Here is a 17,072-nt window from a genome sequence, read left to right as displayed (position 1 = left end):
CCGAGAAGTCGCGTCTGCAGGTCGAGTGGGCACCTGGGTGACTTCTCGACCTGCGGGAGTGACTTCTCGGCGGGTCAGGCGCGGGCGACGTGGAAGGCGGTGACCGAGGCCTCGGCTTCGTCCAGGTCGGACCAGAGCCCGTCGTAGCTGAGGACGGTGACGGCGGCGGTGGGGTAGCCGAGGGCCAGGTCGTTGCCGGCCTGCACGTCGCCCTCACCGTCGTCGAGGAGCTGGACGAGCGAGAACATCGTCGGGTTGTGGCCGATCACCACCACCGTCGAGTGGCCGTCGTCGATGCCGCGCACGAGGTCGAGGGCGGTGGAGGGGCCGGCGGCGTACAGACCTTCGTCGTACTCAGCGAGGGTCAGGTCCCACTCGGCGGCGACCGCCACGTCCTCCCAGGTCTGGGTGGTGCGGTCGGCCGCCGAGACGAGCACGTAGTCGGGCTGCACGCCCTGCTCGGCCAGCCACTCCCCTGCCGCGACCGCGTCGGCGTGGCCGCTCTCGGTCAGCTGACGCTCCTGGTCGCTGGGCGCAGACGACTCCGCCTTCGCGTGCCGCATGATGACGAGGGTGCGCATGCGGCCACCCTAGGGCCTCAGGCACCCAGCGAGTGATAGCCCCCATCGACGTGGACGATCTCACCGGTGGTCGCCGGGAAGAAGTCGGACATCAGCGCGCAGACCGCCTTCGCCGTCGGGCCCTGGTCGGTGTTGTCCCAGCCCAGCGGCGCCCGGGTGCCCCAGCCCTCGTCGAGCTCCTCGAAGCCTGGGATCGCCTTGGCCGCGAGCGTCTTGAGCGGTCCGGCCGAGACCAGGTTGCAGCGGATCCCGTCAGGACCGAGGTCGCGGGCGAGATAGCGCGAGGTCGACTCGAGAGCGGCCTTGGCCACCCCCATCCAGTCGTACGCCGGCCAGGCGATCGTCGCATCGAAGGTCAGCCCCACGACCGACGAGCCGGGACCGAGCAGCGGGCGGGTCGCCATCGCCAGCGACTTCAGCGAGTAGGCGCTGACCTGCACCGCCTGGGAGACGTCCTCCCAGGGGCCGTCGAGGAACTTGCCACCGAGGAGCGTCTCGGGGTTGCCGTACGCGATCGAGTGCACGACTCCGTCGAGCCGCTCGACCCCCTCGGCCCGCAGCGCGTCGGCGAGGCCGTCGAGGTGCTCCTGGTCGGTCACGTCGAGGTCGAGCACCGGCGGTGTCTCGGGGAGCCGCTTCGCGATGCGCTTGGTGATCGAGAGCGCCCGGCCGAAGTTGGAGATCAGCACGCGCGCGCCCTGCTCCTGGGCGACCTTGGCCACCGCGAAGCCGATCGAGGAGTCCATCGTGACCCCTGCGACGAGGACAGTCTTGCCGTCGAGAAGACCCATGATCAGTGCCCCATTCCGAGTCCGCCGTCGACCGGGATCACGGCCCCGGTCACATATCCCGCATCCGCCAGCCAGGTGACCGCGGCGGCCACCTCTTCCGGCGCAGCGTAGCGGCCCAGCGGCACCTTGTCGGTGATCGCCTTCGCCTGCTCCTCGGTCAGCGCCTCGGTCATCTCGGTCGCGACGAATCCCGGCGCGACCACGTTGGCGGTGATGCCGCGCGAACCGAGCTCGCGGGCGAGCGATCGAGCCATCCCGACCAGGCCGGCCTTCGAGGCGGCGTAGTTGACCTGGCCCGCGTTGCCGAGCAGGCCGATGACCGAGGAGATGAAGATGATCCGCCCGCGGCGCAGCCGCAGCATCGACTTCGTCGCCCGCTTGGCGAGGCGGAAGGATGCGGTCAGGTTGGTGTCGATCACCGAGGTGAAGTCGTCCTCCGACATCCGCAGGACGAGCGTGTCCTTGGTGATCCCGGCGTTGGCCACGAGCACCTCGATCGGCCCGTGGGCCGCCTCGGCCGCGGCGTACGCCTCGTCGACGGCGTCGGGGTCGGTGATGTCGCACAGCAGGTCCAGGGCGCCGTCGGGCGCGCCGCCCTTGCGAGACGTCACCGCGACGTGGTCGCCGTTGGCCACGAAGGCCTCCGCGATCGCTCTTCCGATGCCGCGGTTGCCGCCGGTGATGAGCACCGAGCGGGGCGTCGGCGATGGACTCTGCGTTGTGGGGTTCTCACTGTCAGTCACAGGCGCGACGGTAGCGATTACTTTGGGGTACGACCAATGTCTTCGATTTGCTTGTGAGAACCCTCCAAAGCCCATCGGAGCGGACATGTTGGGACCACACCATTGACCGCCGGTCATCGGCCACGACCTAGACTTGCGGTATGTCCAAGGCGCAATCGATCAGGATCACGACCGCCGGCCGAAGCCGTGCCGAGGACATCGCGGTCCGACAGAAGCGCTACGCCATCTCGATGTCGATCCGCTCCCTGTGCTTCATCGGGGCAGTGATCGCCGGCCTCGCCGGGATCGGCTGGCTGTGGCCGATCCTGATCGCGGGCGCCCTGATCCTTCCCTACGTGGCGGTCGTGATGGCCAACGCCACCAACACCAAGAGCGACGAGATGAACCTGCTGGACTCCCCCTACGGCCGCCGTGAGCTCCCCGGCGGATCAGACCACGCCCGCGACGGGCGCGAGCTCTGATGGGCGCGCTCGACTCCGACCTGTGCTCCGCGAAGGGCTGCCAGTCTCCGGGCTCGTGGGAGCTGCAGTGGAACAATCCGAAGATCCACACCGCCGATCGCCGTAAGATCTGGCTCGCCTGCGAGGCGCACAAGCAGTCGCTGAGCGACTTCCTGGGAGCGCGAGGATTCCTCAAGGACGTCGTTGCCCACCAGCCGTAGCCGAGGTCGTCAGATGCGTCCGGTGCCCGTGCTCCTCGACTGCGACCCCGGCCACGACGATGCCATCGCGATCCTGCTGGCGCTCGGCAGCCCCCACGTCGACCTGCTCGGCATCACCACCACCTTCGGCAACTGCTCGGTCGAGATGGCCACCTACAACGCCCTGCGCATCCTGGCGCTGGCGGACCGTCGCGACATCCCGGTCGCCGCCGGGTCCGCCAGGCCGCTCGCCGGCGAGGCCCGCCTCGGGGAGTTCATCCACGGCGCGACAGGGATCGACGGCACCAGCCTCCCCGAGCCGCTGGCTGAACCGGATGCGCTCGGCGCAGTGGACTTCCTCCGTACGTCGCTGCTGGCCGCCCCCGCACCGGTCACCGTGGTGGCCACCGGACCGATCACCAACCTCGCGCTGCTGTTGCGCGACCACCCCGAGGTGCACTCCCGGATCGCGGAGATCGTCTTCATGGGCGGCTCGACCGAACGCGGCAACACCACCCCGGCGGCCGAGTTCAACACCTACGCCGACCCCGAGGCCCTCGACATCGTGCTCACCAGCGGCCTCGACCTCAGGATGGTCGGGCTCAACCTGACCCACCAGGCGCTGGCCACCCCCGACGTCGTCGCCCGGATGCGGGCGATGGACCACGCGGTCGGGCGTGCCTGCGCGGATCTCATGGGCTTCTTCGGCAGCACCTACTCCGACGTCTTCGACTTCGCCGCTCCCCCGGTGCACGATCCGTGCACGATCGCCGCCCTCATCGACCCGACCCTGATCTCGTGGCACCGGTCTTTCGTCGCCGTCGAGACCGCCGGTCGCTGGACCCGCGGTGCCACCGTCGTCGACCTCCACGGCCGCCTCGACCAGCCACCCAACGCCCAGGTCGCGATCTCCCTCGACGTCGACGCCTACTGGGACCTCGTCCTCGCCGCCCTGGATCGCGCCAGCTCCTGACCCTGCCGAGAAGTCACGTCTGCAGGCCGAGAAGTCACTCCTGCAAGGTGAGAAGTCACCTCTGCAGGCCGAGGCGTCACGTACGCAGGGCGAGAAGTCACTCCTGCAAACCGAAGCGTCACAACTGACGCTTCACCCTGCAGACGTGACGTCTCGACCTGCACAATTGACGCCTCGGCCGACAGGCCTGACGCTCCGCCCTGCAGGAGCGACTTCTCACCCTGCAGGAGTGACTTCTCGGCTCAGCCGCCGATGGCGGACATGGGACGGTCCGGCTGGAGGAAGCCGAGGTCGTCGATGCCGTGGCCGGCGCGCTTGCCGGCCATCGCCTTCACCCATCGGGCGGCGAGATCGGCGTCGGGGGCGCCCGCGCGCAGCGGCGTACGCAGATCCGACTCCGTGCGCGCGAAGAGGCAGTCGCGCACCTGCCCGTCGGCGGTGAGGCGCACCCGGTCGCAGTCGCCGCAGAACGGGCGGGTGACCGAGGCGATGATGCCCACCTTGCCCGGCCCGCCGTCGACGTGGAAGAGCTCGGCAGGCGCGCTGCCGCGCGGCTCCTCGGCGGGGCTGAGGTCGAAGGCGGCCGAGAGTGCCTCGAGGGTCTCGTCGGCGGTGACCATGTTGTCGCGCGACCAGCCGTGCTGGGCGTCGAGGGGCATCTGCTCGATGAACCGCAGCTCGTAGCCGCGCTCGAGGCACCAGCCGAGCAGCTCGGCGGCCTGGTCGTCGTTGACGCCTCGGAGCAGGACCGCGTTGATCTTCACGGGGCCGAGACCGGCGGCCGCGGCGGCCTCGAGGCCGGCGACGACGTCGTGAAGCCGGTCGCGGCGGGTGATCTGCGCGAACGTGTCGGGTCGAATGCTGTCCAGCGACACGTTGACCCGGTTGAGCCCGGCCTCCGCGAGCGTCTCGGCGGTGCGGGCCAGTCCGAGCGCGTTGGTGGTGATCGACAGCTCCGCCCCGGGTGCCGCGGCCCGGGTGCGCTCGACGATCGAGGTCAGCCCGCGCCGCACCAGCGGCTCGCCGCCGGTGAACCTGACCTCGTCGACACCGAGCATCCCGGTAGCCACGCCGATCAGCCGCACCACCTCGTCGTCGGTGAGCACCTCCTCGCCGGGGAGCCAGTCGAGGCCCTCGGCCGGCATGCAGTAGGTGCACCGTAGGTTGCACCGATCGGTCAGCGAGACCCGGAGGTCCGTCGCAACCCGGTCGAACCGGTCGACAAGCCTCAGCTGGGACGCGTCCTGGGGACCGGTCTGGCCGGCCTGAGCGGTTGGGGAGGTCGCCATCACACCAGTCTAGGCAGCCGACACCCGGATCGTGAGGTCCCACCGCATCCCGGTTATTCTCATTGGGTGAGTTCGTTCCGTTTCCTGCTCAGCCGTCGCTGGGCCGGATTCACCGTGTTCGTGCTGATCTTGGCCTTCGGCACCTGGTGGCTGGGCCAGTGGCAGTTCGACCGTCTCGCCGACCGCAAGTCGAGCAACCAGATCGTCCGCACCAACGAGCACGCCGAGCCCGCACCTGTCCAGGACGTCCTCGCTCCCGGCCGGTCGGTCGCGAAGAACGACGAGTGGCGCCGCGTCACCGCCACCGGCACCTACGACGTCGATGACACGATCATCTGGCGTTACCGCACCCCCGACGACGCCAAGGGCGTTGACATCGTCGTTCCGCTGGTGCTCTCCGACGGCACCGCCGTGCTGGTCGACCGCGGCTGGTTGCAGACGGAGTCGCAGGAGAAGTTCGACGATCTCCCCGCGCCCCCGTCCGGCGAGGTCACCATCACCGGCTGGGTCCGCGCCGACGGCACCGGAGACTCGACCCACGTGGCGCAGGTCGACGGCTACCACGCCACCCGCGCACTCTCCTCCACCCAGGTCGCCGAGGTCCTCGACGAGTCGGTCGTGACCGGGTGGCTGCATCTGGACACCGAGTCTCCGGAGCCGGCCACCGAGCTGCGTCCGGCCGACCTGCCCGAGCTCGACAACGGCCCCCACTTCTTCTACGGCCTGCAGTGGTGGTTCTTCGGCATCCTCGCCATCGCCGGGTTCTTCTACCTGATGTATGACGAACGACGTACGCAGAGCCGCGATGGCGACGCTCCGGCCGCAGCCGCCGAGGACGAGCGCTCGAAGCAGAAGGCCGCCAAGCTCGCCCAGAAACAGGCTGTGAAGGCGGCCTACCAGGCGGCGTACGAGAGGGAGAAGTCCGGCCGCTCCTGAGTCGAGTCGGCTCGTTCTGACCGAAAACATTGCCGAGTCGGCTCGTTATAACGAGCCGACTCGACCCGGAATCTCGTCAGAACCAGCCGACTCGGCGCCGAATCTCGTTATAACGAGCCGACTCGTCGGGAGACGAGCTAGCGGCGGAACTGGGTCTCGTAGAGCTCGGCGTAGAGACCGCCACCGGCGAGCAGGGTCTCGTGGGTGCCCGACTCGACGACGCGCCCGTCCTCGATGACGAGGATGCGGTCGGCTGCGCGGATGGTGGAGAGCCGGTGGGCGATGACGATGGAGGTGCGTCCCTCCAGAGCCGCGTCGAGGGCGGTCTGCACCGCGGCCTCCGACTCGGAGTCGAGATGGGCAGTGGCCTCGTCGAGCACCACGATGTGGGGCGCCTTGAGCAGCAGCCGCGCGATCGCGAGACGCTGACGCTCACCACCGGAGAGACGGTAGCCGCGGTCGCCGACGACGGTGTCGAGCCCGTCGGGCAGCGTCGAGACCACGCTCGAGATCTGGGCCGCGTCCAGAGCCGCCCAGATGTCGTCGTCGGAGGCGCCGGGACGAGCGTAGAGCAGGTTGCCGCGCACCGTGTCGTGGAACATGTGGGCGTCCTGGGTGACATAGCCGACCGCCGCCTCGAGCGACTCCAGGGTCACCTCGCGCACGTCGAGACCGCCGACCTCGACCGCCCCGGAGCGTACGTCGTAGAGCCTCGCGATCAGGTGGGTGATCGTCGACTTTCCGGCACCGGAGGGGCCGACCAGAGCGACCATCTCGCCGGGTTCGGCGACGAAGTCGATGTCGGAGAGCACCTCGCGCACCGCGCGGCTCTCCGGCCGCGCGATCGTCTCCAGCGACGCGAGCGAGACCTCCTCCGAGTGCGGATAGGTGAAGGCGACGTGGCGGAACCGCACCGACGCGGCATCCTTCGGTACCTGGACGGCGTCGGGCTTCTCCTGGATCAGCGAGGGCAGGTCGAGCACCTCGAAGACGCGGTCGAAGCTGACCAGCGCGGTCATCACGTCGATGCGTACGTTGGAGAGCGCCTGCAACGGTCCGAGCAGCCGCACCAGCAGCAGTCCGAGCGCGGTGAGCGTGCCGAGCGTGACATGGCCGTTGATCACCATCCAGCCGCCGACGCCGTAGACCAGCGCGGTCGCCAGCGCCGGCACCATCTGCATCGTGGCCCCGAAGAGACGGGTCAGGAGCGCGATCCGGATGCCCAGCCGGCGTACGACGTCGGCGCGCTGCGCGAAGGCGACGTCCTCCTCGTCGCGACGTCCGAAGAGCTTGAGCAGCAGCGCGCCGCCGACGTTGAACCGCTCGGTCATCGTGGTGGCCAGAGCGGCGTTGCCGTCCATCTGCTCGCGGGTCAGGCCGGCCAGCCGGCGGCCCACCCAGCGCGAGGTCAGGAACAGGATCGGGAAGAGCGCGACGCACATCAGCGTCACCTGCCAGGAGAGCACCAGCATCGCCGCACCGACCACGACGAGCGAGATCAGGTTGGAGACGCTGTTGGACAGGGTGGAGGTGAACGCGCGCTGCGCGCCGAGCACGTCGGTGTTGAGCCGGCTGACCAGCGCACCGGTCTGCGCGCGGGTGAAGAATGCCAGCGACTGACGCTGCACGTGGCCGAAGACCTGCGTGCGCAGGTCGAAGATGAGCCCCTCACCGATCCGCGTCGAGAGCCAGCCGGAGATGATCCCGAACGCCATGTCGACCACGGCCACCAGCGCCATCGCCGCCGCCAGCCACACCACGACGGTGACGTCCTTCTGGAGCACGCCGTCGTCGATCAGGCGTTGGGTCAGCAGCGGAGTCACCACGACGAGCGCGGCGTCGAAGACGGTGAACACCAAGAATGCGGCGATCAGCGCGCGGTGAGGGCCGGCGTAGGAGACGACCCGCTTCAGCGTGCCTTTCGGCAACCCACGCTGGAGCACCGTGCGGTCGGCCCGCAGGTTTCGCATGATCCCGCCACCGCCCATGGCGCCACCGGGCGCACCGAAACCTCGACCCATTTGTGACACGTCGCCACTTTAGTCGGGCGGACGCGCTCGGCCCCTTCGAGGACAGCCGGACGGGTTCGGCCCCTCCGAGGACGTACCGGCGGAATATGGCCAAGATCACGCCAGAAAGGTGACCAAGCGCTCTGTTGGTGGTATGAAGTGTGGCGCGTGCGTGCGCCGGTCTCCGGGTGGCTGGATCAGGAACCGTCCAGAACACCCTGGCCCGCGGGTCCATGCCACTGACTGCTCACCCCCACACCAGGTGCCCCGACATGACTCGTCCATTCCTGGTCCGGCTCCATCGAGCCGGACCTTGGCTTTGCAGCACCGCGATCCTTCTCTACGTCGCGCTCTCCCCTGTCATCTTCATGTCCGCCGACGGCGACCAGTGGCTGTGGCGCTGGATCGTCACGGGCGTGCCCGTCGTCGGCCTCGCGCTGTGGCTGGCCGCGATGGCCTACGACGACCCGGCCGCCACCCCCGCACCGACCTCCACCGCTGAGCCCGCGCAGGCTGCGGTCGACCTCGCGCAGCCGCAACCCACGGAGACCACTGAGACCGCCGAGGCCGCTGAGCCGGCGGAATCGACGAACGACGGCGCCGTCTGGGCGCCTCCGGCCGAGCATTCCGCGTACGCCGCTGCCGGCTCGGCCGACACAGGTGACGTCTCGATCGCGGAGACCGCAGAATCGACGCCGAGCGCTGACGACTCGGTCACCGCCGCCGACTCGGCCGGACGAGGTGGCGAGCCGGGGATGCGAGTGGCCGTGCTGTCGCTCTCGCGGAAGGTCCAGGCCTCCGCCCACCGCATCCAGGAGGAGTCGACGCGGATGGTGGCCAAGTTCCCCGCCGAGCCCGACGTGCTCGAGGCGGGGATGCGGGTCGACCATGCCGCGGCGCAGCAGGCGCGGCTGGCCCAGAGCATCGCCACCCTGTGCGGAGAGCAGCCCGGACAGCACTGGCGCGACCCGCTGGCCATCGCCGACGTCGTGCACGGAGCCGCCGGCCGGATCACCGCCTATCGCCGGGTGCGGGTGGAGGGCGACCCGCCGGTCGCGGTGCAGGGCGCCTTCGTCGAGCCGCTGATCCACATGATCGCCGAGCTCCTCGCCAACGCCACCCAGTCCTCGCCTCCGGCGACCGACGTGCTGGTCACGATCCGTTCCGTACGCCGCGGCGCGGCTCTCGAGATCGACGACGCCGGCGTCGGCATGGACGAGACCAACCTGGCCTGGATGCGTGAGATCGCCACCGGCACCCGGCATGTCCGGCTGCCCGACCTCGGCGAGATCCCGCAGACCGGGCTGGCGGTGGTCGGCACCTACGTGCGCCGCCACGGCTTCCGGGTCGACCTGACCGAGTCGGTCCACGGTGGCCTCCGGGTCGCCGTGCTGGTGCCCGAGGCGATGACCACTCCCCTGCCTCCGGTCGACTCCGACCGCACGGCGCCGCGCAGCTCCCAGGTGCCGCCGCCGCGCACGCCGGTCTCGACCTCCATCCCCAACGCGCTGCTCGCTCGGGCGCCGAAGGCGCCACCCGCCTCGTCGACGCCCGCGTGGCCTGTCCATCAGACGCCGGCCGCGCCCGATCCGGCGCCCGACCCCGCCCCCGATCCGGCGTCCGGTCCCACCCCGGATCCCGTCCGCGCCGAGCCATCGTTGTTCACCTCCGACGGACTCCCGCAGCGGCGATCCAAGCGAGGTGAGCGCGCGGCGACCGGCCAGCAGTCGGCGGTCAACCAGTTCGTCGCGCCGCGACCGGAACCGACCGCCGAGCAGGCGGGTGCGTGGATGAGCAGCTTCCTCAGCTCGCCGCCCACCCCGGCCGCCACCACGATCCCAGCTCAGCACGACAGCACCACAGCGGGCACCGACGCCGCCGAGAACCACTGGAGGAACGATGACCGATGAGAACAGCTGGATGCTGGAGCTGGTCGCGGGAGTGCGCGGCGTACGTCATGTCGTGGTCCTCTCCGCCGACGGGCTCGTCCGGGTGCGCACCGACCACACGCCGCGTGAGGAGGCCGACAAGCTCGCCGCGGCGTGCGCCGGCCTGACCTCGCTGGGCCACGGGGTCAGCCGTCAGTTCGGCGCCGACGCACATCCGCGCCAGGTGATGGTGGAGTTCAACGGCGGATTCCTGTTCATCCGTGGCGCCGGCGACGGCTCCCGCCTCGCGGTGGTCACCGAGATGAGCATCGACCCCGCACTCGTCGCCCAGCAGATGCAGGCGACGGTGCTGATGATCGGGGAGCGCGCGATGAGCACCCCGAGACGCTCGATCTGAACCCATGGTCGAGGAAACCTCCGACGACTACGTCGACCACCCGATCCGGTCCTACGTGCGCACGGGCGGTCGCGCCCGGCCCACCCACCGGTTGACCCCGGCGACCCTCCTCGTCGGCCACACCAGCCCGGCGACCGCTCCCGAGACCGTCGGCCGCCAGCAGCGCGAGGTGCTCTCCGAGTGTCTCGGCGTCATCTCGATGGCGGAGATGGCCGTCCACCTGCGCCAGCCGGTCAGCGTCCTCGCCGTGATCGCCTCCGACATGATCGACGCCGGTCTCATCGGCATCCGGCCCGGCAGCGACACCACCGACGGCCCCTCCCGCGAAACCCTCCAGAAGGTCCTGCATGCCCTCAACCACCTCTGAGAACGACGGCCGAAGCGATCAGCACTACCTGGCCCCGACGGTCGTCGAGTCGGTCAAGGTGCTCGTGGTCGGTTCCTTCGGCGTCGGCAAGACGACGCTCATCGGGTCGGTCAGCGAGATCGACCCGCTGCGCACGGAGGAGTCGATCACCCAGGCCAGCAAGGGGATCGACTCCCTCGACGACACGCCCGAGAAGACGACGACCACGGTGGCGATGGACTTCGGCCGGATCACGCTCACCGAGGAGATCGCGCTCTACCTGTTCGGCACGCCCGGACAGCGCAGGTTCTGGGATCTGTGGTCCGGCCTCGCCGAAGGCGCCGCCGGCGCCCTGGTCATGGTCGACACCCGCCGCATCGCCGACTCGTTCGAGGTCCTCGACCAGCTCGAGACGCGTACGTCGCTGCCGTTCGTGGTCGCGATCAACCAGTTCCCCGGCGCCCCCAACTACGAGCCCGACCAGATCCGTGCGGCGCTCGACCTCGACGCCGAGACACCGATCGTGGTGTGTAATGCAAAGAACCGCAACGCGTGCGCCAGGGCACTCGCCGCCCTCGTGCGCCATGCGCTGAAGACCCACTGACCCGCGACCGCTCGACCGGACAGGCAACCCAGCCCATGACACCCACCCGCACCGTACGTCTTGCCGATCTCACCGACCTCGTCTCCGTCGACGACACCGTCGGCAGCGACCCGAGAGCGACCTATGCTCGCCTGCGCGAGGAGTGGGGTCCGGTGGCGCCCGGTGAGATGACTCCCGGGATCCGGTGCTGGTTCGCGATGGGTTACGCAGAGTTCAGCGAGGTCATCCGCAACGAGGACGTCTTCTCGCGCAACGGCGACAACTGGACCGCGGTGCAGGAGGGCAAGATCCTCCCGGACATGCCGATCTACCCGTTCGTCACCACCCGGCAGAACTCCTTCCACAACGACGGCGAGCTCCGCCGGCGGCTGCGTTCGCCCGTCGACCGCGCCCTGTCGAAGATGGACGAGCACGGCTACGCCGCGCAGGTACGCGGCATCTGCAACAGCCTCGTCGACGACATGCTCGAGCGCGGCGAGGCCGACCTGGTCCAGGACTACGCCGTCCTGATCCCGCTCCTCTCCGTCGCCGCGATGTTCGGCATGGGCTCCGAGGTCGGCGACGCGATGCGCAAGGCCGCCCACAAGGTGCTCGGCGGCGGACAACTCGCCCAGGAGGGCGTCATCGAGCTCGCCGTCGAGATCGTCGAGCACATCGCCAAGCGCCGCGCCGAGCCTGAGGACGATCTCACCTCGCGGCTCATCGACGACCCCGGCCTCTGGGATGACAACGAGGTCATGGAGGCGATGATCGTGATGATCATCGCCGGCAACGAGCTGACCATCGCCACGATCACCCAGACGCTGCTGCTGATGCTCTCCGACCAGCGCTTCGCCGGCCGGCTGCGCGGTGGCCGCCTCGACGTCGACCAGGCGATCGACGAGGTCATGTGGCGCGACCCACCCTGCTACAACATCACGCCGCGCTTCGCGATGCGCGATGTCGAGCTCGGCGGCCAGCTGATCCGCAAGGGCGACGCGGTCGTGCCGTGCGTCGCGGCCGCCAACCTCGATCCGCTGATGACCGGCGGCGACCCGTGGCTGGAGATCGGCAACCGGGCCCACATGTCCTGGAGCGCCGGCCCGCACGCCTGCCCCGCGCAGCGTCCCGGCACCATCATCGTCCAGGCCGCCGTACGCACGGTCGTGGAGCGCCTGCCCGAGGTCACCCTCGCGGTGCCGGCCGACCAGATCCCGCGCAACACCGACTCGCTCTCCTACCGCTACCCGACCTCGATGCCGGTGAGCTTCGCCCGCCCCCTCATCTGAGGCCGAGTCGGCTCGTCCTGACCGAAAACCTCGTCGAGTCGGCTCGTCCTCACTGAAATCCGCGTCGAGTCGGCTCGTCCTCACTGAAATCCGCGTCGAGTCGGCTCGTCCTCACTGAAATCCGCGTCGAGTCGGCTCGTCCTCACTGAAATCCGCGTCGAGTCGGCTCGTCCTCACTGAAATCCGCGTCGAGTCGGCTCGTCCTCACTGAAATCCGCGTCGAGTCGGCTCGTCCTCACTGAAATCCGCGTCGAGTCGGCTCGTCCTCACTGAAATCCGCGTCGAGTCGGCTCGTCATGACGAGCCGACTCGACGACGGATCAGGTCAGAACGAGCCGACTCGACGAGAGAGAAGGACGCTCAGGCGAGCGAGACCAGGTCGGCGTAGCCCTCGTTCCACAGGTCCTCGACGCCGTCGGGGAGGATGAGCACCTTGTCGGGCTCGAGCGCGTGCACGGCGCCCTCGTCGTGGGTGACCAGCACGATCGAGCCTTCGTAGCGGCGGATGGCGTTGAGCACCTCCTCGCGAGAGGCCGGGTCGAGGTTGTTCGTCGGCTCGTCGAGCAGCAGCACGTTGGCCGCGGAGACGACCAGGGAGGCCAGCGCCAGCCGGGTCTTCTCACCGCCGGAGAGCACGCCGGCGGGCTTGTGCACGTCGTCGCCGGTGAAGAGGAACGCGCCCAGCACGGTGCGCGCCTCGGTGTCGGTCAGCTGCGGCGCGGCCGACTGCATGTTCTGCAGCACCGACCTCTTGGTGTCGAGGGTCTCGTGCTCCTGCGCGTAGTAGCCCACCTTCAGCCCGTGGCCCGGGACCACCTCGCCGGTGTCGGGCTGGTCGACACCTGCCAGGATGCGCAGCATCGTGGTCTTGCCGGCGCCGTTCAGCCCCAGGATGACCACCCGGGTGCCTCGGTCGATGGCCAGGTCGACGGCGGTGAAGACCTCCAGGGCGCCGTAGGACTTGGAGAGGTCGTTGGCGGTGAGCGGGGTCTTGCCCGAGGGCGCCGGCGAGGGGAACTTGATCGCGGCGACCTTCTCCTGCTGCCGCTCCCCCTCCACACCCGACATGATCTTCTCGGCACGCTTGAGCATGCTCTGCGCAGCGGTCGCCTTGGTGGCCTTGGCGCGCATCTTGTTGGCCTGGTCGGTGAGCGTCTTGGCCTTGTTCTGCGCGTTCATCAGCTCGCGCTTGCGGCGCGCCTCGTCGGTCTCGCGCTGGGTCAGATACTGCTTCCACGGCATGTTGTAGATGTCGATGACCTCGCGGTTGCCGTCGAGGTGGAAGACCTTGTTGACCGTCTGGGCGAGCAGGTCGTTGTCGTGGGAGATCACGATGAAGCCGCCCTTGTAGGACTTCATCCAGTCGCGCAGCCAGATGATCGAGTCGGCGTCGAGGTGGTTGGTCGGCTCGTCGAGGATCAGCACCTCAGCGCTCGAGAAGAGGATGCGAGCCAGCTCGACCCGGCGGCGCTGACCACCGGAGAGGGTCTTGAGCGGCTGGGTCATGATCCGGTCGGGGATGCCGAGCGACTGGGCGATCTGCAGCGCCTCGGTCTCGGCCGCGTAGCCGCCGCCGGCGTCGAGCTCGTCGTGGGCGCGCTGGTAGCGCTTCATCGCCTTCTCGCGCACGTTGCCGTCATCGGAGCCCATCTGCTCCTCGGCCTCACGCATGCGGCGTACGGCATCGTCGAGGCCGCGCGCGGACAGGATGCGGTCACGGGCGATCACCTCGGGGTCGCCCACCCGCGGGTCCTGGGGCAGGTAGCCGATCTCGCCGGTGTTGGAGACGCTGCCGGAGGCAGGCAGATGGTCGCCGGCGAGCACCTTCGTCAGGGTCGTCTTCCCCGCCCCGTTGCGGCCGACGAGTCCGACCTTGTCGCCGGGGCCGACGCGGAAGGAGACGTTCTCCATCAAAAGTCGGGCGCCGACGCGGACTTCTAGGTCATGTGCGGTGATCATCGCAGTCGTGGTCTGTCTCTTGAAGGGGCTCGGTGCGGTCGTGCAGGGGTGTGGCTCGCAAGGCGGCGACGAGATGCCGTGCCGGCTTGTCTTCCGAGCGGCTCCAACGCGCCGAGGCGCGCGCCGTGGGCGCGCGTAGCGCGCGGCCCCTCACGAGACAGAGCACTAGTGTAGGTGCGGGACATCCGGTCCCACACATCACCACCTCCAGGGGGACAAGATGCGGTTCAACCCGAAAGCCAGACTCGACACCAGTCGGACATCCGGTGGTGGGGGTGGCGGGCTCGGCGGTGGACTCGGTGGCGGTGGCGGCCGGATCCCGATCCCCGGCGGACGGGCCGGCGGCGGCATCGGCACCGTCGTGGTGCTCCTGCTCTTCTTCGTGCTCTCCCAGTGCACCGGCATCGGTCCGCAGGTCATCGGTGGCAGCGGCGGTGGCAGCTCCTCGACCGTCGGCACCGGCACCTTCGGCGGCCAGCAGGCCTCCGACGGCGGCGACACCGGCGACTTCGGCTCGTGCAAGACCGGCGAGGACGCCAACAACGACGAGAACTGCGCCTTCGTCGCGATGGAGAACTCCATGACCGGCTTCTGGGACTCGCAGGCAGACCTGGAGGGCCGCTTCCAGCCCGAGCAGTCGGTGGTCATCTTCTCCGGCCAGGTCGAGACCGGCGGCTGCGGCTCCGCGAGCAGCTCGGTCGGGCCGTTCTACTGCCCCTCCGACCAGACCATCTACCTCGACCCGACGTTCTTCGACTCGATCTTCGAGCAGCTCGGCGGCGAGGACACCACCTTCGTACGCGCCTACGTGCTCGCCCACGAATACGGCCACCACATCCAGAACCTGCTCGGCACCATGGGTCAGGTGCGCACCCAGCAGGGCCCCGACTCCGACGCCGTACGCCTCGAGCTGCAGGCCGACTGCTACGCCGGCATGTGGACCGCGGCCGCCGAGAACGACGGTTTCGTCACCGACATCACCGACCAGGACATCTCCGAGGGCATCTCCGCGGCCAAGACCGTCGGCGACGACCACATCCAGTCGGAGACGAGCGGGCGCGTCGACACCTCCTCGTTCACCCACGGCTCCTCCGAGCAGCGCATCGCGTGGTTCAAGAAGGGCCTGACCACGCCCGACTCGATCGCGCCGTGCGACACCTTCAAGTCGAGGAACCTCGACCAGCCGTAGACCCTGGAGGGCCCGTCACAGCTCGAGCAGTGCCTCGACCAGCGCCGCCTGCTTCTGCAGGGTGCGCAGGTGGGGCGCCACCGCCGGATGGCGGAACTTCGCGAGCAGCGGGCCCTCCCCCGGCGTGATCCGGCTCAGCGCCCACTCGGCCCGACTCAGTGCGGTGTAGACGGCGCTGATCTGGGCACCGAGACTCACCTCCTCGCGAGTCGCGAGGCCCTCGGGCAAGCCCAGGACGTACGCCTCCAGCAACGGCTCGAACGACTCCCGGGCGTGCAGCAGATAGAGGCCCAGGTCGCCACCGACCGGTCCGTGGCCGAGGCTCGACCAGTCGATCGCGATCAGCCGCTCGCCGTCGTCGGTGCGGCCGAGGAGGTTCTGCGGCGCCGGGTCACCGTGCTGCGCGACCTGGGGAAGCGTGTCGAGGATGTCGGTGAAGTGCCTGCGGCGCTCCCAGAGCGTGTGCGCGATGTCGGCGGCCGTCGTACGCATCATCGTCGGCCAGCCGCCGTTGTACTCGACCCGCGCCATCCGGTCGCGGAACTGGTCGCGCGCCAGCCAGCGCACACCGCCGAGGTCGGCGCCGGCGAAGCGGCCCATGGCCAGCGCCGCGAAGAGCCCGGAGTTGGCGGCGTCCTCGACCCAGTCGGTGGTCAGGGTGATCCCGTCGGAGTCCTCGGTGACGTCCGTGCGCGCGCCGATCATGCCGGGGGTGTCCTCGAGCAGCCCCGAGGTCGCGACGTCGGCCGCCCGCCTCCAGTAGGCGAAGTGGTGACGGCGGCTCAGCTCGGTCGGTTCGTAGGCCCCCGGCGCCCCGAGCCTCTTGACCACCACCGGCTCCTGGCCCACGACGGTGCGCCAGACCCCCAACGTGGAGGGTCCGGTGCCTCCGGGAAGGACGAGCCACCCGGGGTCGGGCTGCCACATGCTGCCAAAGTAGCGCATCTTCGCAGGTCGCAGCGGGATTCGACGCGGGGAGCCGCGGCGAGATGCTCGGCCGCGTCGGAGCCGATATGGTTGGTCCGATGTCCGAGACTGACTATTGCGAGCTGTGCGACCTGCCGATGTCACAGTGCATCCATGGGCGGCCCCCGGCCCCGCCCGAGCCGGCTCCGGTGAAGAAGAAGGCGGCTCCACGGCCGCGCAAGACCACGACCAAGGCGTCGGCATCGGCTCCGAAGGTCGTCACCAAGTCCGCGCCCCGTAAGTGGACCCCGCCGGCGGCCTTCGCCCCGCTGATCCTCGAGATCCTCGAGACCGCCGGCGGCACGATGCCCGCCGATGCCGTGCTCGACGAGCTCGAGAGCCAGCTGGCCGACAGCCTGCTGCCCGGCGATCTCGAGACGACCCCGGAGGGCGAGCTCCGCTGGCGCTACGCCGCGCGGCGCGCCCGCCAGAAGCTGCTGACCGAGGGCCTGATGACCAAGGGCTCGCCGGGAGTCTGGCAGCTCCCCTGAC

At 69.5% G+C, this 17,072-nt stretch carries 18 protein-coding genes; 11 read left to right on the top strand and 7 right to left on the bottom strand.

All coding sequences use genetic code 11. From position 1 onward, the window contains the following. Nucleotides 1–74: 74 nt before the first annotated feature. The 3 genes from FB381_RS10335 to fabG are packed head-to-tail and all read right to left on the bottom strand — an operon-like array spanning nt 75 to nt 2,115. On the bottom strand, nt 75–581 hold the full coding sequence (locus tag FB381_RS10335) for a SixA phosphatase family protein (RefSeq protein WP_141780216.1): 507 nt from the start codon (nt 579–581) through the stop codon (nt 75–77). 17 nt (nt 582–598) lie between these two features. Then, nucleotides 599–1,372 (bottom strand): enoyl-ACP reductase FabI, encoded by a 774-nt coding sequence (gene fabI, locus FB381_RS10330; RefSeq protein WP_141780215.1) that lies wholly within the window; start codon nt 1,370–1,372, stop codon nt 599–601. Nucleotides 1,373–1,374: 2 nt separating this feature from the next. Further along, nucleotides 1,375–2,115 (bottom strand): 3-oxoacyl-ACP reductase FabG, encoded by a 741-nt coding sequence (gene fabG, locus FB381_RS10325; RefSeq protein ID WP_141780214.1) that lies wholly within the window; start codon nt 2,113–2,115, stop codon nt 1,375–1,377. Nucleotides 2,116–2,255: 140 nt separating this feature from the next. Between fabG and FB381_RS10320 the strand changes: the two genes are divergently transcribed. The 3 genes from FB381_RS10320 to FB381_RS10310 are packed head-to-tail and all read left to right on the top strand — an operon-like array spanning nt 2,256 to nt 3,728. Next, nucleotides 2,256–2,576, top strand: a complete 321-nt coding sequence (locus tag FB381_RS10320; protein WP_141780213.1) for a DUF3099 domain-containing protein — start codon at nt 2,256–2,258, stop codon at nt 2,574–2,576. Continuing rightward, nucleotides 2,576–2,776 carry an acetone carboxylase gene (locus FB381_RS10315; RefSeq protein ID WP_141780212.1) on the top strand — a complete coding sequence of 67 codons (201 nt, stop codon included), beginning with the start codon at nt 2,576–2,578 and terminating at the stop codon, nt 2,774–2,776. The genes FB381_RS10320 and FB381_RS10315 overlap by 1 nt, the downstream gene beginning before the upstream one ends. A 13-nt stretch (nt 2,777–2,789) precedes the next feature. Then, nucleotides 2,790–3,728 (top strand): nucleoside hydrolase, encoded by a 939-nt coding sequence (locus FB381_RS10310; protein ID WP_141780211.1) that lies wholly within the window; start codon nt 2,790–2,792, stop codon nt 3,726–3,728. 242 nt (nt 3,729–3,970) lie between these two features. On the opposite strand, the gene moaA is transcribed toward FB381_RS10310, so the two are convergent. Next, nucleotides 3,971–5,017 carry a GTP 3',8-cyclase MoaA gene (gene moaA / locus FB381_RS10305; protein ID WP_141780210.1) on the bottom strand — a complete coding sequence of 349 codons (1,047 nt, stop codon included), beginning with the start codon at nt 5,015–5,017 and terminating at the stop codon, nt 3,971–3,973. A 66-nt stretch (nt 5,018–5,083) separates the two neighbouring features. Here moaA and FB381_RS10300 point away from each other — a divergent pair, with 66 nt between their 5' ends. After that, entirely contained in the window at nt 5,084–5,953 is an 870-nt protein-coding gene (locus FB381_RS10300; protein WP_141780209.1) for an SURF1 family cytochrome oxidase biogenesis protein, read from the top strand. Between the two features lie 137 nt (nt 5,954–6,090). Here the strand turns inward: FB381_RS10300 and FB381_RS10295 are convergent, their stop codons facing one another. After that, a complete protein-coding gene (locus FB381_RS10295) occupies nt 6,091–7,974 on the bottom strand; it encodes an ABC transporter ATP-binding protein (RefSeq protein WP_141782694.1) in 1,884 nt (627 codons plus the stop codon). 260 nt (nt 7,975–8,234) lie between these two features. Between FB381_RS10295 and FB381_RS10290 the strand changes: the two genes are divergently transcribed. From FB381_RS10290 to FB381_RS10270, 5 genes are read left to right on the top strand one after another with little or no spacing between them, the layout of a single operon-like run. Then, complete coding sequence (locus FB381_RS10290) at nt 8,235–9,872, top strand: ATP-binding protein (protein ID WP_170225125.1); 1,638 nt, start codon at nt 8,235–8,237, stop codon at nt 9,870–9,872. Continuing rightward, on the top strand, nt 9,862–10,248 hold the full coding sequence (locus FB381_RS10285) for a roadblock/LC7 domain-containing protein (protein WP_141780207.1): 387 nt from the start codon (nt 9,862–9,864) through the stop codon (nt 10,246–10,248). Before FB381_RS10290 ends, FB381_RS10285 begins: the two co-directional genes overlap by 11 nt. A gap of 4 nt (nt 10,249–10,252) precedes the next feature. Continuing rightward, nucleotides 10,253–10,615 carry a DUF742 domain-containing protein gene (locus FB381_RS10280; RefSeq protein WP_141780206.1) on the top strand — a complete coding sequence of 121 codons (363 nt, stop codon included), beginning with the start codon at nt 10,253–10,255 and terminating at the stop codon, nt 10,613–10,615. Then, complete coding sequence (locus FB381_RS10275; RefSeq protein WP_141780205.1) at nt 10,596–11,198, top strand: GTP-binding protein; 603 nt, start codon at nt 10,596–10,598, stop codon at nt 11,196–11,198. Before FB381_RS10280 ends, FB381_RS10275 begins: the two co-directional genes overlap by 20 nt. Before the next feature lie 35 nt (nt 11,199–11,233). Beyond that, nucleotides 11,234–12,466 carry a cytochrome P450 family protein gene (locus FB381_RS10270; protein WP_141780204.1) on the top strand — a complete coding sequence of 411 codons (1,233 nt, stop codon included), beginning with the start codon at nt 11,234–11,236 and terminating at the stop codon, nt 12,464–12,466. A 360-nt stretch (nt 12,467–12,826) separates the two neighbouring features. On the opposite strand, the gene FB381_RS10265 is transcribed toward FB381_RS10270, so the two are convergent. Beyond that, complete coding sequence (locus FB381_RS10265) at nt 12,827–14,425, bottom strand: ABC-F family ATP-binding cassette domain-containing protein (RefSeq protein WP_141780203.1); 1,599 nt, start codon at nt 14,423–14,425, stop codon at nt 12,827–12,829. 220 nt (nt 14,426–14,645) lie between these two features. Between FB381_RS10265 and ypfJ the strand changes: the two genes are divergently transcribed. Beyond that, nucleotides 14,646–15,614: a KPN_02809 family neutral zinc metallopeptidase gene (ypfJ, locus tag FB381_RS10260; RefSeq protein ID WP_141780202.1), complete on the top strand. Its 969-nt coding sequence runs from the start codon at nt 14,646–14,648 to the stop codon at nt 15,612–15,614. Nucleotides 15,615–15,629: 15 nt separating this feature from the next. Here the strand turns inward: ypfJ and FB381_RS10255 are convergent, their stop codons facing one another. Beyond that, nucleotides 15,630–16,541 (bottom strand): phosphotransferase, encoded by a 912-nt coding sequence (locus FB381_RS10255; protein ID WP_141780201.1) that lies wholly within the window; start codon nt 16,539–16,541, stop codon nt 15,630–15,632. A 98-nt stretch (nt 16,542–16,639) separates the two neighbouring features. Here FB381_RS10255 and FB381_RS10250 point away from each other — a divergent pair, with 98 nt between their 5' ends. Continuing rightward, complete coding sequence (locus FB381_RS10250) at nt 16,640–17,071, top strand: hypothetical protein (RefSeq protein WP_141780200.1); 432 nt, start codon at nt 16,640–16,642, stop codon at nt 17,069–17,071. Nucleotide 17,072: the final 1 nt, after the last annotated feature.

It is taken from the genome of Nocardioides albertanoniae (assembly GCF_006716315.1).
Lineage (GTDB): Bacteria > Actinomycetota > Actinomycetes > Propionibacteriales > Nocardioidaceae > Nocardioides > Nocardioides albertanoniae.
This window is presented reverse-complemented; position numbering and strand designations above follow the sequence as displayed.

Bases quoted from the DNA above. Each gene is read 5' to 3' on its own strand.
- moaA (WP_141780210.1), bottom strand. From the start codon at position 5,017: ATGGCGACCTCCCCAACCGCTCAGGCCGGCCAGACCGGTCCCCAGGAC.
- FB381_RS10255 (WP_141780201.1), bottom strand. From the start codon at position 16,541: ATGTGGCAGCCCGACCCCGGGTGGCTCGTCCTTCCCGGAGGCACCGGA.
- FB381_RS10250 (WP_141780200.1), top strand. From the start codon at position 16,640: ATGTCCGAGACTGACTATTGCGAGCTGTGCGACCTGCCGATGTCACAG.
- FB381_RS10335 (WP_141780216.1), bottom strand. From the start codon at position 581: ATGCGCACCCTCGTCATCATGCGGCACGCGAAGGCGGAGTCGTCTGCG.
- FB381_RS10310 (WP_141780211.1), top strand. From the start codon at position 2,790: ATGCGTCCGGTGCCCGTGCTCCTCGACTGCGACCCCGGCCACGACGAT.
- FB381_RS10290 (WP_170225125.1), top strand. From the start codon at position 8,235: ATGACTCGTCCATTCCTGGTCCGGCTCCATCGAGCCGGACCTTGGCTT.
- FB381_RS10265 (WP_141780203.1), bottom strand. From the start codon at position 14,425: ATGATCACCGCACATGACCTAGAAGTCCGCGTCGGCGCCCGACTTTTG.
- FB381_RS10270 (WP_141780204.1), top strand. From the start codon at position 11,234: ATGACACCCACCCGCACCGTACGTCTTGCCGATCTCACCGACCTCGTC.
- FB381_RS10275 (WP_141780205.1), top strand. From the start codon at position 10,596: ATGCCCTCAACCACCTCTGAGAACGACGGCCGAAGCGATCAGCACTAC.
- ypfJ (WP_141780202.1), top strand. From the start codon at position 14,646: ATGCGGTTCAACCCGAAAGCCAGACTCGACACCAGTCGGACATCCGGT.
- FB381_RS10285 (WP_141780207.1), top strand. From the start codon at position 9,862: ATGACCGATGAGAACAGCTGGATGCTGGAGCTGGTCGCGGGAGTGCGC.
- FB381_RS10280 (WP_141780206.1), top strand. From the start codon at position 10,253: ATGGTCGAGGAAACCTCCGACGACTACGTCGACCACCCGATCCGGTCC.
- FB381_RS10295 (WP_141782694.1), bottom strand. From the start codon at position 7,974: ATGGGTCGAGGTTTCGGTGCGCCCGGTGGCGCCATGGGCGGTGGCGGG.
- FB381_RS10320 (WP_141780213.1), top strand. From the start codon at position 2,256: ATGTCCAAGGCGCAATCGATCAGGATCACGACCGCCGGCCGAAGCCGT.
- FB381_RS10315 (WP_141780212.1), top strand. From the start codon at position 2,576: ATGGGCGCGCTCGACTCCGACCTGTGCTCCGCGAAGGGCTGCCAGTCT.
- fabI (WP_141780215.1), bottom strand. From the start codon at position 1,372: ATGGGTCTTCTCGACGGCAAGACTGTCCTCGTCGCAGGGGTCACGATG.